At 48.5% G+C, this 13990-nt stretch carries 14 protein-coding genes; 3 read left to right on the top strand and 11 right to left on the bottom strand.

Annotated features, from left to right (window positions below):
- Window position 1 precedes the first annotated feature (1 nt).
- Window positions 2–1282 (bottom strand): histidine--tRNA ligase, encoded by a 1281-nt coding sequence (gene hisS / locus FD01_RS14975; RefSeq protein WP_056965136.1) that lies wholly within the window; start codon window positions 1280–1282, stop codon window positions 2–4.
- 383 nt (window positions 1283–1665) lie between these two features.
- Between hisS and FD01_RS14970 the strand changes: the two genes are divergently transcribed.
- A complete protein-coding gene (locus FD01_RS14970; RefSeq protein ID WP_056965134.1) occupies window positions 1666–2982 on the top strand; it encodes an N-acetylmuramoyl-L-alanine amidase family protein in 1317 nt (438 codons plus the stop codon).
- Between the two features lie 96 nt (window positions 2983–3078).
- Here FD01_RS14970 and FD01_RS14965 read toward each other — a convergent pair whose 3' ends face one another.
- The 8 genes from FD01_RS14965 to FD01_RS14930 all read right to left on the bottom strand — a co-directional run bounded on the left by FD01_RS14965 (window position 3079) and on the right by FD01_RS14930 (window position 9778).
- Window positions 3079–3705 (bottom strand): HAD hydrolase-like protein, encoded by a 627-nt coding sequence (locus FD01_RS14965; RefSeq protein ID WP_054714156.1) that lies wholly within the window; start codon window positions 3703–3705, stop codon window positions 3079–3081.
- Window positions 3706–3709: 4 nt separating this feature from the next.
- Window positions 3710–4156 (bottom strand): D-aminoacyl-tRNA deacylase, encoded by a 447-nt coding sequence (dtd, locus tag FD01_RS14960; RefSeq protein ID WP_056965132.1) that lies wholly within the window; start codon window positions 4154–4156, stop codon window positions 3710–3712.
- Between the two features lie 114 nt (window positions 4157–4270).
- Complete coding sequence (locus FD01_RS14955) at window positions 4271–6505, bottom strand: RelA/SpoT family protein (protein ID WP_056965130.1); 2235 nt, start codon at window positions 6503–6505, stop codon at window positions 4271–4273.
- A 149-nt stretch (window positions 6506–6654) separates the two neighbouring features.
- Window positions 6655–6981: a hypothetical protein gene (locus FD01_RS14950; protein ID WP_056965128.1), complete on the bottom strand. Its 327-nt coding sequence runs from the start codon at window positions 6979–6981 to the stop codon at window positions 6655–6657.
- Between the two features lie 6 nt (window positions 6982–6987).
- The gene (locus FD01_RS14945) at window positions 6988–7719 is read right to left on the bottom strand and encodes an RsmE family RNA methyltransferase (RefSeq protein WP_054714161.1); all 732 of its coding nucleotides are present in this window, start codon (window positions 7717–7719) and stop codon (window positions 6988–6990) included.
- Window positions 7716–8663, bottom strand: a complete 948-nt coding sequence (gene prmA / locus FD01_RS14940) for a 50S ribosomal protein L11 methyltransferase (RefSeq protein WP_056965126.1) — start codon at window positions 8661–8663, stop codon at window positions 7716–7718. Before prmA ends, FD01_RS14945 begins: the two co-directional genes overlap by 4 nt.
- Window positions 8664–8672: 9 nt before the next feature.
- Window positions 8673–9170: a DUF3013 family protein gene (locus tag FD01_RS14935; protein WP_056965124.1), complete on the bottom strand. Its 498-nt coding sequence runs from the start codon at window positions 9168–9170 to the stop codon at window positions 8673–8675.
- A complete protein-coding gene (locus tag FD01_RS14930) occupies window positions 9167–9778 on the bottom strand; it encodes a DNA-3-methyladenine glycosylase (RefSeq protein ID WP_056965122.1) in 612 nt (203 codons plus the stop codon). Before FD01_RS14930 ends, FD01_RS14935 begins: the two co-directional genes overlap by 4 nt.
- A 97-nt stretch (window positions 9779–9875) precedes the next feature.
- Here FD01_RS14930 and FD01_RS14925 point away from each other — a divergent pair, with 97 nt between their 5' ends.
- Window positions 9876–10118 (top strand): hypothetical protein, encoded by a 243-nt coding sequence (locus FD01_RS14925; RefSeq protein ID WP_054714165.1) that lies wholly within the window; start codon window positions 9876–9878, stop codon window positions 10116–10118.
- 44 nt (window positions 10119–10162) lie between these two features.
- Here FD01_RS14925 and FD01_RS14920 read toward each other — a convergent pair whose 3' ends face one another.
- Both FD01_RS14920 and FD01_RS14915 read right to left on the bottom strand, forming a co-directional pair.
- Window positions 10163–11803 carry a BCCT family transporter gene (locus FD01_RS14920; protein WP_056965120.1) on the bottom strand — a complete coding sequence of 547 codons (1641 nt, stop codon included), beginning with the start codon at window positions 11801–11803 and terminating at the stop codon, window positions 10163–10165.
- 84 nt (window positions 11804–11887) lie between these two features.
- Window positions 11888–12466, bottom strand: a complete 579-nt coding sequence (locus FD01_RS14915) for a sugar O-acetyltransferase (RefSeq protein WP_054714250.1) — start codon at window positions 12464–12466, stop codon at window positions 11888–11890.
- Window positions 12467–13039: 573 nt separating this feature from the next.
- On the opposite strand from FD01_RS14915, the gene FD01_RS14910 reads away from it, so the two are divergent.
- Window positions 13040–13621: a DJ-1/PfpI family protein gene (locus FD01_RS14910; RefSeq protein WP_054714174.1), complete on the top strand. Its 582-nt coding sequence runs from the start codon at window positions 13040–13042 to the stop codon at window positions 13619–13621.
- Window positions 13622–13990: the final 369 nt, after the last annotated feature.

Below are 13990 nucleotides of genomic sequence, written 5' to 3'. Positions count from 1 at the left end.
ATTAATCCTCCAATGTTTCTTTGTATAAACTAGCAAAATTTTCAATGACGACTTTTTGATCGACCGTTTGCTGTTCACCGGTTGCCATGTCTTTGACTTGCACCGTGCCATCAGCGATTTCACTTTCGCCTAACGTCAACACTAAGCGAGCACCGGCTTTGTTGGCCGACTTGAATTGGGCTTTGGCTTTGCGGCCTAAGTAATCCATATCCACGGCATAACCTTGCTTGCGAATGGCAGTGGCGAGTTTCAAAGCAGTTGGCGCGCTGGATTCGTCGATTGAGACAATGTAAGCTGGCAACACACTAGGCTTTTGTTTGCCTTGCATCAACAGCATCAAGCGTTCAACACCCATCCCGAAGCCGACCCCTGGCGTTTCTGGGCCGCCGAGTTCTTCAACTAAGCCGTTGTAGCGTCCGCCGCCTAAAATCGTGGTATAGCCACCACCAAATACGGGATCGCCTGACATCACTTCAAAAATGGTGTGGTTGTAATAATCCAACCCGCGCACCATATCAGGATCCACAACATATTCGATGCCAAGGTTTTCCAAGTTGGCTTTGACGGCATCAAAGTGTGCTTGGGCTTCTGGGGTCAAGTAGTCCAAGATTTTTGGCGCGTTGGCCACGATTTCTTGGTCATGTTTATCTTTAGAGTCTAAAACCCGCAATGGATTTTTTTCTAAGCGGATCTTAGAATCTTCAGATAATTCATCCTTGAAAGGCGTCAAGAAGTCGATCAAAGCTTTGTGGTAAGCCGCGCGACTATCCGGATCGCCTAATGTGTTGATTGCAAAGCGTAATTTCGTGGCACCCATACTTTCCAGCAAGTCTTTGGCCAAAGAAATCACTTCGGCGTCTAACACTGGGCTTTCAGAGCCGAATGCTTCCACGCCGATTTGATGGAATTCGCGTTGACGCCCAGATTGAGGCCGTTCGTAGCGGAACATTGAGCCCATGTAAAAGACCTTCACCGGCTTGGCATGTTCTGGTCCGTATAATTTGTTTTCAACATAGGCGCGCACAACGCCGGCAGTCCCTTCTGGACGCAACGCCATGGTGCGGCCGCCTTTGTCGTCAAAGACATACATTTCTTTGGTGACGATATCTGAAGTATCGCCAGCCGAGCGGGAGAAGACTTCGACGTTTTCAAATAACGGCGTGCGGATCTCTTGGTAGCGGTAGCGCGTCAAAATGTCGCGCGCTGTCGCTTCAACTTGTTGCCACAGTTCACTTTGGCCAGGCAGAATATCTGCGGTGCCTTTTGGTCGTTGGTAGCTCATCTAACTATCTCCTTTTTTCGTCCATCCGTAAAAAAAGACACCCCTCGATTGAACGAAGGGTGCAAGCACGGTACCACCTTGTGATTTAACTCACGCCATAACGGTGGCGACCGGAGTAACTCTGCCTCCACTGCGTCTTGTCGATCATTGTCAGCTTTCACCAGCTCTGACTCGCTTAGGCGATCTCTCTTACAGTTTCTATGGCTCGGATGTCTTAATTACTTATTGAGAATAGCCCAGATAATGCGTGATTGTCAAGGGTTTTCGCCGGGATCGCCTGGCACTTGCTAAAAATCTAACGGAATCCTTGAATTGCCTGAATTGGTGTCGTGTTCATAGGCAAAATTTGGTATAATTATGACAGAAAATTAAGGACTGATACGATGAAATTCAAACAATTACACCGCTGGCCGCTGATGATCCTGTTGGCTGTTTTAATCGGGATCTCAGCGGCGACCACAGTGGTATTAGCCAATAACAACACGTTGACGGTCACCGCCAGTGTCGTCAACGTGCGCTTTGGCCCAGGGCTTTCTTATAACACCATGGGGCAAGTGCAAAAAGGTGGCAACCTCACCATCCTCAAAAAACAAAATTCATGGTATCAAGTGCGCTTGGCTGGCAATCGCGTCGGCTGGGTCGCCTCTTGGCTGGTGCATGAAGATGCTGCGACCACCAGTGCTGCCAAAGTCGCGCGCACCACGACGAATGTCAACGTCCGCCAATACGCGTCAAGTTCGGCTAAACAACTAGGCACCTTGAGCAGTGGTAGCACCGTCAGCGTCTTGTATCAAAGCAATGGTTGGAGTCAGATTCAATACAACAACACAGCGGCTTGGGTCGATTCCAGTTTACTGCAATTAACTGGTGCCACCACCACGATCAACCCGACGCAAACCGCGATCGCCACGGCAAAAGCGACCACCCCGACCTTGAAAGCGACTACTACCTTAGCCGCTAACGTGCGCCAAACGGCTGGGTTAAACGCCGCAGTGGTCACTCGCATTGCCAAAGGTGCCACGGTGACAGTACTCAGTCAATCCGGTGATTGGTATCACGTACGGACCGCCGATGGCAAAACCGGCTACATCGCCAGCTGGATCTTATCCATGCCTGGGGCGTCGACGAATAAAGCTGCCACGAAGTTATCTGAAGCGACCATCGTGATCGATCCAGGTCACGGCGGCAATGATACTGGGGCATTGTCGACTTCTGGCAAATACGAAAAGACTTACACCTTGCAAATGGCCAAAGCAGTCGGCGCCAAACTTGAAGCCGCTGGGGCTAAAGTGGTTTACACCCGGTCAACGGACACTTACGTTGACTTAGCGCCGCGTCCGGTTGTCGCCAAGAAAGTGCACGCGGATGCCTTTATCTCTTTCCATTTTGACTCCACGCCTAATGCCAACACAGCAAGTGGGTTCACGAGCTACTACTACAACGCTTCTAAAGACAAAGCTTTAGCGACTAACTTGAACAAGGCTTTAGGGAGCAATTTGAGTTTGACCAATCGTGGCATCGCCTTTGGGAATTATGAAGTCTTACGCGACAACGATCAACCGAGTGTATTACTCGAAATGGGTTACATCAACGATGATCATGACTTCAAGTTCATCGAATCCAGCACCTATCAACAAACCGTGGCAGCTGACATTGTCAACGGGATGAATGCTTACTTTGCAGCAGGCAATCATCAATAATCACCAGAAAATGATCTCGAAATCTGAGATCATTTTTGTTTGCATGCAAACAAAAAACGCATTGCTTCTATTAAAGAAGTAACGCGTTTTGACAGCCTAGCGACCTAACAATGGCACAATGTCCATCAAGGTTTCGATTTGATGATCTGCCATTGGCGCATCATCGAGCTTGTCGATATTGAAGTAGACGCCTTGGACCTTGGCGGCCTGGCCTGCGATCACGTCTAAGCGACGATCACCGATCATGGCAGTGCGTTCAGGGTTTAATTGATAGCGATCCACCAAATACAAGACGGCATCAGGTTTTGGTTTGCGGGCAAGATGTAAATCACTGGTGACCCCACCTAAGAACAACTTGTCCAACCCGTTGCGAGCTAACAAAGTCCAAGCCTTGTCGTCGCGATGCGTCATCAGTAAGTTGTTACCACCGGCATCAACCACTGCTTGTAAGACTTCAGCGGTTTGCGCATAAGGGGTGGCTTTCATCACTTCCAAAGCTTCGCGGCGGTGATATTCAGCCAGCACTTCATCTTCGTCCAATTTTTGTTGGCGGGCAAAGTTCTTGGCGGTTTCAGTCACGGAACCATGTTTGATGATCTTGTAGAGTTCATCTTGATCGATATGGACATCGATGCTTTCTAAGGTATCGTGCAAGGCTTTGAGGATGCCAGGGTAAGTGTCATACAAGGTCCCGTCGAGGTCCCAAATCGCATTGGTAATCAAAAATTTATTTCTCCTTCGTATCGATCAGAATTGTCACTGGGCCATCATTGACCAAGCTGACTTGCATATCTGCGCCAAACACGCCCACTTCGACCGGGATCCCGGTTTCAGCCATTGAGTGGTTGAACGCGTCGTAAAGTTGTTCGCCTAAAGCAGGCGGTGCGGCTTGAATAAAACTCGGCCGATTGCCATGCGTCGTGCTGGCATAAAGCGTAAATTGCGAAATCGACAAAATACTCCCACCGATTTGGGTGATGTCGAGATTCATTTTGCCTTGGGCATCAGAGAAAACTCGCAACTTGGAAATCTTGTGGACCAAATAATCCACATCTTCCTGCGAATCTTCTGGCCCGACGCCTAACAACACCATAAATCCGGCCGATATTTGGCCGTGAATCGCACCCTCGATGGTCACACTAGCTTGCGTGACCCGTTGAATCACTGCTTTCATAAATCTCCTTCGTCGTGTTCAGCTTTGCAACGCCTTTGCGGATAAGCCGAGACCGCACTTAAAGCACGATCCCGACTTATCCTTTGGGTTAAAACTGCGAACCGTCACACTGGGTTACCCTTTGGTCCGCTTGACCTCATAAATATCTGGAATATTCTTCACAGCATCCATCATGCGATCCAAATGAGCCAAGTTACGAATCCCAACAGTGACATGAATGTCAGCCATTTTATCATGGTCGACGCGGCCAACCACATTGTTGAGGTTCTTAGTTTGGGCATTCAACGTTTGCAAGACATCGTTCAACAACCCAGAACGGTTGTACCCGTAAATTTCCAAATCGGTGTCAAACAATTGCGATTGATCGTTGAGGTTTTGCCAACCGACATCGATCAATCGCCCAGCCATTTCAGAATCTGCAGCGACATTTGGACAATCCGTGCGATGGATAGTCACCCCACGGCCTTTGGTGACATAGCCGACGATTGGGTCGCCAGGCACTGGGTTACAACATTTGGCCAAGTGCACCAGCAAATTGTCGACACCTTCGATCACGATGCCTTCTTGGGTGCGGGACGTTGGCTTGGGTGTTGGCTTGTCGCGGTTAACGGTGGTGACTTTTTGATGCGCGTCTAAAATGGCTTTCTCGCGCGCATCTTGTTCTGCCTTTTCTTTTTCCCTGCGGACTTTTTCCGTCAAGCGGTTGGCAATGATCTTTGGCGTGTATTCGCCGTACCCGATGGCCGACATCAATTCAGATTCTTGCGTGAAGTTCAAACGCTTCAACAAATCTGCCATAGCCGGTTTTGGCGCTAAGAAGTCTTTAGGCGCATAACCGAGATCGAGCAGTTGATGTTCCAACATGTCGCGGCCTTTGATGGCATTTTCTTCTTTGTCTTCTTGTTTGAAGTAACGCCGGATCTTATTGCGTGCCCGGGATGTGAACACCAAGTTGACCCAGTCACGGGAAGGCTTTGAACCACTCGCAGTCAAAACTTCGACAATGTCGCCGTTTTTCAGCTGGTAGTTCAATGGCACGATTTTGCCGTTGACTTTAGCGCCAACGGTCTTATTGCCGACATCGGTGTGGACCATATAGGCAAAGTCCAAGGGTCCGGCACCTTTAGGCAGCTCGTACACATCCCCTCGCGGTGTGAACACATAGACGCGATCGGAGAAAATGTCGCCTTTAACGGATTCCATAAAGTCATTGGCATCGTCGGCTTCATCTTGGATTTCCAAGATTTCGCGGAACATGTCGAGCTTTTTGCCAGACTTGTCGTATTGAACTTCTTGGGTTTGGCCTTCTTTATACGCCCAGTGCGCCGCAACCCCGTATTCAGCGACATGGTGCATTTCTTCCGTGCGGATCTGCACTTCCAAAGGCTTGCCTTTAGGCCCGATCACGGTCGTGTGCAAGGATTGATACATGTTGGCTTTTGGCATGGCGATATAGTCTTTGAACCGCCCTGGCATTGGCTTCCACTTGGTGTGAATGGCGCCAAGCACTGCATAACAATCTTTGATGGTTTCGGTGATCACCCGCACAGCCAGCAAATCGTAGAGTTCATCGAATTGCTTATGCTTGTCGCGCATTTTTTTGTAAATGGAATAAATGTGCTTCGGGCGACCGTAGATCTCATATTTCATGTTGAGATCAGCCAAGGCTGCATTGATTTCTTTGATGGCGCCTTGAATGTATGCCTCGCGCTCACCACGCTTGGACTTCATCAACTGTGCGATGCGGTAATACTGTTGAGGGTTTAAATAACGCAAAGAGAGATCTTCCAGCTCCCACTTGATGGTACTGATCCCTAAGCGATCGGCCAGTGGTGCATAGATTTCCAAGGTTTCGTTGGCAATGCGACGTTGTTTATCTGGGCGCAAGTGCATCAAGGTGCGCATGTTGTGTAAGCGATCAGCCAACTTCACCAAAATGACCCGCATGTCTTTGGCCATCGCCAATAACATTTTACGGTGGTTTTCCGCGAGTTCATCTTTGTGGGCAACGTAAGTGACTTTCGACAACTTGGTCAAGCCGTCGACGATCACTGCCGTTTCTTTGCCGAATACTTCTTGAATGTCACCGAGGGTAATGTTGGTATCTTCGACAACATCATGTAAGTACCCCGAAGCCACCGTCACGGGATCCATTTTCAAATCGGCTAAAATGCCGGCGACTTGAATCGGATGAATAATGTAAGGTTCCCCAGACTTGCGGCGTTGATCATGGTGCACATAAGCGGCAAAGTCGTAGGCTTTCTTGACAAAAGCGAGATGCTCGTCATTCATGTATTTGCGGCACATGTCCATGACTTGATCTTGCGTCAATTCAATTTCTTCTGCCATAATTCCCTCCTCAGACGCCACCGCCGGCGCAAAGCAGCAGCTGCGGCGTGACTTGTTTAGACAAATTCAACATGATTGCACAAAAGCCGAGCGCAGAAAGTCTGGCTCGGCAGTGCTTGTAGCTATTATACCAATGCGGTTGGGTCGCTTCAATCCTTCTTGATCCAACTCAGCATCGTCAGCAACCAATAAATGGGCAAGAACCAATAATTGTACTTGGCAAAACGCAAATAAACCATCAAGCCAAATAACACTGGCATGATCAAACTATACCACCAAGGCAAGTGGGCTTTGCGCATGAGATGGCCGATCCAAAGCGACCATAACCCATTGATGACGATAAATAACAACCCGACGCGCATCGCCACTGACGCGCCAGCAAATTTAAGGACCCAAGGCATGATCAAGGTGAGGATCAAGTCCCCAAACACGATCAAGCCAGCATTGGATTTGGACCAAGAAAGCAATTTTTGCATAAGCGATTAGATCTCCTGTAATTCAACTAGCGCACTGATGGCGCTGAGTAAGTATAGTGGTGCGGTCTCCGTGCGCATAATGCGCGGTCCCAACCCTGCTGGTACAAACCCGATTTGTTGCAATAATGCCACTTCTTGCGGACTCAAGCCGCCTTCTGGTCCAAACACCGCGATCAAACTCTGCGGATGCATTCGTACAGTTTGAACCAACTGCGCCGCTTCGCCACGCTTGGCAGCTTCTTCATAAGCGACGATCCCCACTTGATCGACGTTTAAGGTTAAATCATTCAGTTTGGTGAAGCCGACTGTCGGCACGACATTGCGATGACTTTGCTCAGCAGCCCCTAAAGCCACGGCTTGCAAGCGCGCGAGTTTCTTAGCGACTTTTTCTGGGGCCCATTTTGCCGTGCCCCACTGCGTATTGGCAAAACTGATGCCGGTTGCACCTAGTTCAGTGGCTTTTTGCACGATCCATTCGGCTTTATCGCCTTTCCCCACGCCGCACACCAAATGCACGGCGATCGGCAATTCGACTGCTTTCGTGATTTCACTTTGAATCTGCACAGTCAGTGGTGACACGTCGGTGATTTCCACATCAAAGGCGTGTGCGTCATGCACCAATTCAAAATGATCACCAGCGACTTGGCGCAACACTTTGATCGCATGTTTTTGAATCGAAGCTTCAAGTTCGACTTCAGCGCCGATAGTTAATGATTGTTCGGTAAAGTAGCGATTCATTCGTCAACCACCACTTGCGCCTTTAACGCGCCCCAATCCCCTAAATGCCAATCGGCGACCACGGTTAAGCCCACATCAGCGAGGGCTTGTTTGATCACAGTTTCCTTGTCATAGTAAATGCCAGACAACAATACTGTGCCACCGTCATTCAACCGCTCAGGAATCTGCGGGATCAAAGGCAACAACACTTCCGCCAAAATATTAGCACAAATAATGTCGGCTTGGTCATCGATTCCCGTCAAGAGATCATTGGCGATCACGTGAATGTCCGACACTGGATTCAACGCGAGATTGGATTCGGCGTTTTTAACGGCGATATCATCAACATCAGTTGCTAACACGTGATCCACACCGAGCATTTTGGCGCCAATGGCTAAAATGCCACTACCGGTGCCGATATCGATCATCGCTTCACCACCGCGGATCACTTGTTCCAAGGCTTGCAACATTAAGGCAGTGGTGGGATGTGACCCAGTACCAAAGGCCATGTCTGGGTCTAAGCGCATCACGAGTTCCCCGGCTTGTTGCGGCGTGTAGTCCAACCAGTCAGGCACGACGGTCAAATAGCGCGTAATGCGCAGTGGATGATAATACTTCTTCCACTCATTGGCCCAGTTGGCTTCTGCAATCGCGTCCACTTCAATGGTGCCAGTCCCAGCATCTAGCCCAAAGCTCGGCAGTTGGGCCACGCGAGCGGCGAGATTTTGCTTCAATTCCCCAAGATGGGTATGCGGGGCAAAATATCCTGTCACCGCAGCGCCTTGTTGTAAGTGCGGCACCGTGTCAGGATCGAGCCATTCACCGGTTTTTGTGATCACTTCATGATCAAAGTCCGCACTATCTTGAATTTGCACCCCAGCCGCACCAGCTTCCATCATAAAGTTAGCCACCGCTTCGACTGCTTCAGTACTGGTATTGACGGTTAATGCGATCCAATCGTCCATGATGACCTCCTAAAACTTGGGATAAGGTAAGAAAACTTTTTGGTTGGCGGCAGGCTGCTTCGCGTAAGCTTCATCAAATTTCGCTTGGTCGAAGTTCAATTCGAACACTTCTGCGTCGCTAGTGCCATCGACGAAATCAAAGAGATCACTTTGCCCATCGTCGAGTAAGTCTTGCAAGTAAATGAATAAGGCATCCACTTGCGCTTGTTCGATGCCATTTTTGCCAGAAAAGCCAAAGGTCGCCAAATAGTTATCGGCATAATCTTCACCTTTGAGGCGCGTTTTGTCATAAAACAAAATCGCATCGGCGTAATCGACTTCATCGCCAGCTTGTTTTTCTTCGCCATCTTGGTCTTCGACTTCAAAGCCTTCAGCGGCGTCAACGTACATGGTCATTTCCAGTTCGATCACATGGGCTTGTTTGTCCCAGTTGAGATCCAAGTCGCCATCAAAATCTAAAGCGTCCATTTTATCGCCGATATAATCCAGCATATTTTGAGTTTTCATTCTTGCCATCCTTTATTGGGTAAATTCAAGTCGCGTTTTTTCATCCCTGAGACATTCGGGTTGCCTGCCACAAAATAGCGCAGTGGCGCATCGGTCCACTCACCTTTGTTCGGCACGCCGATACGCGGGCTGACGCCGATATGTTGCGGCGTTTTGAGGCGTGGGATCAAGGTGATCGCATCACGGTTCAACAAACTGCCGTGTAAGGCGGTGGTAATGTCTAACGCTTGGCACAGTTTGCCGGGGCCATTGCATAAGTCGGTGGCTTTGCCACGTCTGGCGATCATTTGATCGACGCCATCCGTTGGCTCGAGTGCGCGCAGTAAAATGCATTCAGGAATGCCTTTGGCTTGCACATTAAAATTCATCAAACAATATTGGCGCATTTGGTACACATAAATCGTGGTCGGGGTTTCCCACAACGGCCAATTGCGCTTGGTTTGATGATTTTGATACGCATGAGCAGCGGCGTCTTTGGCCCCAAGATAAGCTTCGGTTTCCACGATCAAACCGCCGACGCCGTTATGCAAGAGTTTTGCGCCGAGAAGCTCTTGGGCCAATGTTTGGGTGTCGGCGCTAGTCGCCCAAGTTTGCCAATCGATGTTCATATGCTTAACTATACCCGACTTTTGTATCTTATGAAAGTGTGTTACGTTTACAAGCAGATAACACGAGTATTTCCATCAAATTTGGAGGATAACCATCATGGCAAACAAGGCTTTACGCCAATTGATCAGCACCCAAGCCGATCAATTAATTTCTGAAACTTATACAGAAACACATATCACCCAACGCTTACTAGACTGGCAAGCCCATAATCCTGGCGCAGATGCCACGCTTTTGGCCAGCTATCAACTCGCCGAAAGTCGCAACTTTTCAGAAGAATTGCTCGGCCGCGTATTGGAGCAGCTGTCAGACCAAGGTTACCTCAATCAACCCAAAGCCTAAAAAAGAAGCAAGCCGACGTCAAATGTCGACTTGCTTCTTTTAGATTACGAGCGTTCACGACTGAAGCTGATACTGCCATGCACTTTGATCGGCTTTTGGGCACGAGCCAACGCGACGCTGGGATCTTTTGATAACAGTTGCCACGTGGAAATGATCAACAACGCTGACACGAAAATCAACGGGAAGCCGGCAACCGAACAAATCGCTTGCACGGTTTTAAAGCCGCCGACAAACACGATCCCGAAGGAAAACAGCATGAAGATCACCATCCATACCAAGCGGTTGAACAAACTTGGCTGTTCCGTTGCACGCAACTTCAAGGAAGTAAACGCTGAGACGATGTAGGCAGAACTTGAAATAGTCGTCGCTAAGAAAATAAAGCAAGACAACGCGTAAATCACCAGCATCACATACTTAAACGGTAATGTGGACAACACTTGGGCAATCGTTGCCGCTTGCCCATAAGTGGTTAAGGTGTGGATCAAGTTGACCGTCCCACTTTGTTGCAACCACAAGGAGTACCCGCCTAAAATCGCATAAAACGCCATGCAGCCAAGCGCACCAAAGCCTAACATCCCAAAAATCACCTGGCGAATGGTGCGGCCTTTTGAAATACGGGCAATGAACAAGCCCATAAGCGGCATATAAGTCAGCCACCAGCCCCAATAAAAGACGGTTTCTGACTTCACTGGATCAACGCTTGAACCAAAACCACTGGCAAAGCCCGCGCTCATCGGCACAAACTTGGCGATCAACAAAACCAAGCTGTGACCTTCAGCACGAATAATCGTGCCAGTTGGGCCGACTAACAACACGATCACCAAAAAACCGATCGCCGTCCAAATATGGGCCGCACTCAACTTATCGATGCCACCTTTGATGCCTTTGACCATCGTCAGACCAAAAATCGCAAACAAGACGGCAAACATCGCTAGTTTCAAGTAAATCGTATCTTGAATGCCCGTAATGTTGGCAATGATCCGCGCCAAGACTGGAATTTCCATCCCCACACCTGAGCCGATCCCGCCCATGATCCCAAACACGACCAAGAAGTTGATCACTTGCCGAGCGATGTGTTTATACCAAGCATCCCCTTGCAGCATCGGCATGGCATCACTCAATGACGCCACCCGCACATGTTTGACATGCATCATATAACCGATGATCACCGCGGCAGACGCAAACATCATCCACGCCATGGGGCCCCAATCAAATTGACCGAGCATGTGGGCGTTTTGATAGTTTTGTGCAGACATCGCTTTAGCGCCAAATAAAGGTTGTTTGACATACCGCAGTGGATCGACCATGCTCAGCATTAAAATGCTGGCATCGATTGCCGTGGCAAACACCATGCTGCCCCACTGAAAGTTGGAATACATCGGCTTGCCTTTGCCTAACTTGATCCGGCCAAAGCGGCTGAACGCTATATATAGGAAGAAAACTAAATTAATGATGTAAATGCTGAGATACAACCAGCTGAGTTTGCTGGTGATCCCATCCATCATGTTGCTGAGCAAATTTTGGATCCCAGAGCCACCCATCAACAACATCAGCGACATGATCAAAAATAGCCCAACAGTAGGCACAAAAATTCGATAATCGATCTTTTGCTTATTTAAAATAAAAATGCTCCTAGTTCTCGGCGACCGTGAACTAAAATGCCTTCCTGCCAAACGACGGGTCATATACGCCGTCAGCAGGCTTATCCTGAACTTAATCAGAGGCAACCCTGAGCTGCAAAAACATTCCAGTTACCGAATTTTTCGGCTTTATTCTGCGATCACATTCCCGTCAGCATCCAAATGATGAATGATGCGCGCTGGATTGCCGGCGATCACCACGTCTGAACCAAAAGACTTGGTCACCACTGACCCGGCGCCAACGACCACGCGATCCCCTAGCGTCACCCCTGGCAAAATGCTGGCGTGTCCGCCGATCCAAATACTATCGCCTAACGTGATCGGCTTGCCTAATTCCACATCTGCATCGCGCAACTTAGCACTCAATGGATGCACTGGCGTATAAAAGCCGACGTCTGGCCCGACATAGCAATGCGAGCCGATGGTGATCGGACAAGTATCGAGCAAGGTCAAATGATAATTGGCATAGAAATGATCCCCGATATGGATATTGAACCCGTAATCGAATTCCAAACCACCTTCGACAAAGAAGTGCGCACCGGTATCGGCAAACAATGCTTTAACTTTTGCGTTGCGCGCGTCATTGTCATCCAATTGGTTGATGGTGATCAATTCCTTGCGAATCTGCGTCCGTCTGGCGATCAGTTCTGGATCAAATTGTTGATAAGCCTCTCCGGCTGTCATGATTTCTCTTTGAGTTTTCATCATGTAATCAGCATAGCACTGATTGCGTCGCTTGTGAAAAAGCATCTTAGAGCATTCTAATATTGCCGAATTCTGGGCATCGGTCGTTCAATTAATTTCACAAAGTTTCGGGGATGATTTGCATACTCGATAAGATGAAATATATTTGTAACATCTTACGTGATGGTTTTCAACGCATAATGGTCGGTTCCGGCACGAATGTGGTCGAACTCCTTACCGAAATGTCCTGTCATCATTGCCTGCGATTCCCGGTCAGGTCAACGCTTTGTTTGCCTTTTTTCCGGACGCACTAATTTGAAACTGGTGGCTGTTTACTGCGCGTGATTTTCGGCCGTCAACATCGTCAATGACTTCCAAGTAAACCACTTAAACGTTAAAAAGATATCGGCCATTTCGGATTCTGGACGCCATGATTTTGTTGCCCGTCCGCTTCAGCCGATGATGATCGCCCCATAACGAAGTGATTAAAATTTTCTCATTTACTTCCTATTTTTGAAAAATCAATCAAGTTCCAATTGCGAAATGCCGGTGATGCGGGTATATTCCATTTAACCAATCTCAAAAGGAGTCCCGCTGATGGCAAAAATATTATTATTTCTCAACAAAGGTTTTGAAACGATGGCATTTAGTCCCTTCGTCGATATCTGTGGCTGGGCGAGAAATGATCTCGACATCGATATTCATGTCACCACAGTAGGATTCACGAAGCAAGTGATGAGCACTTTCAAGATTCCGGTGATCGTAGACGAATTGATCACTGACATCGATGCGCGAGACTATGACGCTTTGCCCATTCCCGGCGGCTTTGAAGAATATGATTTTTACGACGAAGCGTTTAGCGAGCCCTTTCTTGAGTTGATCCGTCAATTCGACAAGGCTCACAAACCCATCGCCAGTATTTGCACCGGCGCCTTACCGATCGGCAAAAGTGGTGTGTTGGCCAATCGGCGCGGGACTACCTATCACCTCAGCAACGGCCATCGCCAACAACAGCTCGCTAAGTATGGCGTGCATGTGGTCAATGAACCACTAGTGCAAGATGACAACATTATGACTAGCTATTGTCCACAAACCGCGGCTTCAGTTGGGTTTTGGTTGCTTGAACAGCTGACGGATGCTAGGACTGCGCGTGCGGTGAAAACTGCGATGGGCTACTAATCTGAGCTTCCCATTGCAAAATTTGTAAAACTTCTCGTTGAGTGTCCGAATCGCTTATATCATCAAACGTCGTTCGCCAATCTCGGCTACCCATGTTTTTGACAAGAACTATATTTTCATCCGACAAATAAATAGATTGCGTTGCATAACAAAAAAGCCACCACTTCGTTAAGATCCTGTCAGATCAACGTTCGCGATGACTTCAAATATAAAACTAATTTTCAGGAGAGTACAGGATTTGAACCTGCGCGCCGGTATTAGCCGGTTCGACGGATTTCGAGTCGAAACCCTATGGTATCCATAATTTTGCAACTTAAGAGATAGATATAATAACACTAGCCAACACCTACGCGGCCTCACGTATTGCGA

It is taken from the genome of Lacticaseibacillus manihotivorans DSM 13343 = JCM 12514, from assembly GCF_001435035.1.
In the GTDB taxonomy this organism is placed as follows: domain Bacteria; phylum Bacillota; class Bacilli; order Lactobacillales; family Lactobacillaceae; genus Lacticaseibacillus; species Lacticaseibacillus manihotivorans.
Note: the sequence above shows the minus strand (reverse complement) of the source record. Positions and strands in the feature narration are given on the sequence as shown.

Bases quoted from the DNA above. Each gene is read 5' to 3' on its own strand.
- hisS (WP_056965136.1), bottom strand. From the start codon at position 1,282: ATGAGCTACCAACGACCAAAAGGCACCGCAGATATTCTGCCTGGCCAA.
- FD01_RS14970 (WP_056965134.1), top strand. From the start codon at position 1,666: ATGAAATTCAAACAATTACACCGCTGGCCGCTGATGATCCTGTTGGCT.
- dtd (WP_056965132.1), bottom strand. From the start codon at position 4,156: ATGAAAGCAGTGATTCAACGGGTCACGCAAGCTAGTGTGACCATCGAG.
- FD01_RS14955 (WP_056965130.1), bottom strand. From the start codon at position 6,505: ATGGCAGAAGAAATTGAATTGACGCAAGATCAAGTCATGGACATGTGC.
- FD01_RS14950 (WP_056965128.1), bottom strand. From the start codon at position 6,981: ATGCAAAAATTGCTTTCTTGGTCCAAATCCAATGCTGGCTTGATCGTG.
- FD01_RS14945 (WP_054714161.1), bottom strand. From the start codon at position 7,719: ATGAATCGCTACTTTACCGAACAATCATTAACTATCGGCGCTGAAGTC.
- prmA (WP_056965126.1), bottom strand. From the start codon at position 8,663: ATGGACGATTGGATCGCATTAACCGTCAATACCAGTACTGAAGCAGTC.
- FD01_RS14935 (WP_056965124.1), bottom strand. From the start codon at position 9,170: ATGAAAACTCAAAATATGCTGGATTATATCGGCGATAAAATGGACGCT.
- FD01_RS14930 (WP_056965122.1), bottom strand. From the start codon at position 9,778: ATGAACATCGATTGGCAAACTTGGGCGACTAGCGCCGACACCCAAACA.
- FD01_RS14925 (WP_054714165.1), top strand. From the start codon at position 9,876: ATGGCAAACAAGGCTTTACGCCAATTGATCAGCACCCAAGCCGATCAA.
- FD01_RS14920 (WP_056965120.1), bottom strand. From the start codon at position 11,803: ATGACCCGTCGTTTGGCAGGAAGGCATTTTAGTTCACGGTCGCCGAGA.
- FD01_RS14915 (WP_054714250.1), bottom strand. From the start codon at position 12,466: ATGATGAAAACTCAAAGAGAAATCATGACAGCCGGAGAGGCTTATCAA.
- FD01_RS14910 (WP_054714174.1), top strand. From the start codon at position 13,040: ATGGCAAAAATATTATTATTTCTCAACAAAGGTTTTGAAACGATGGCA.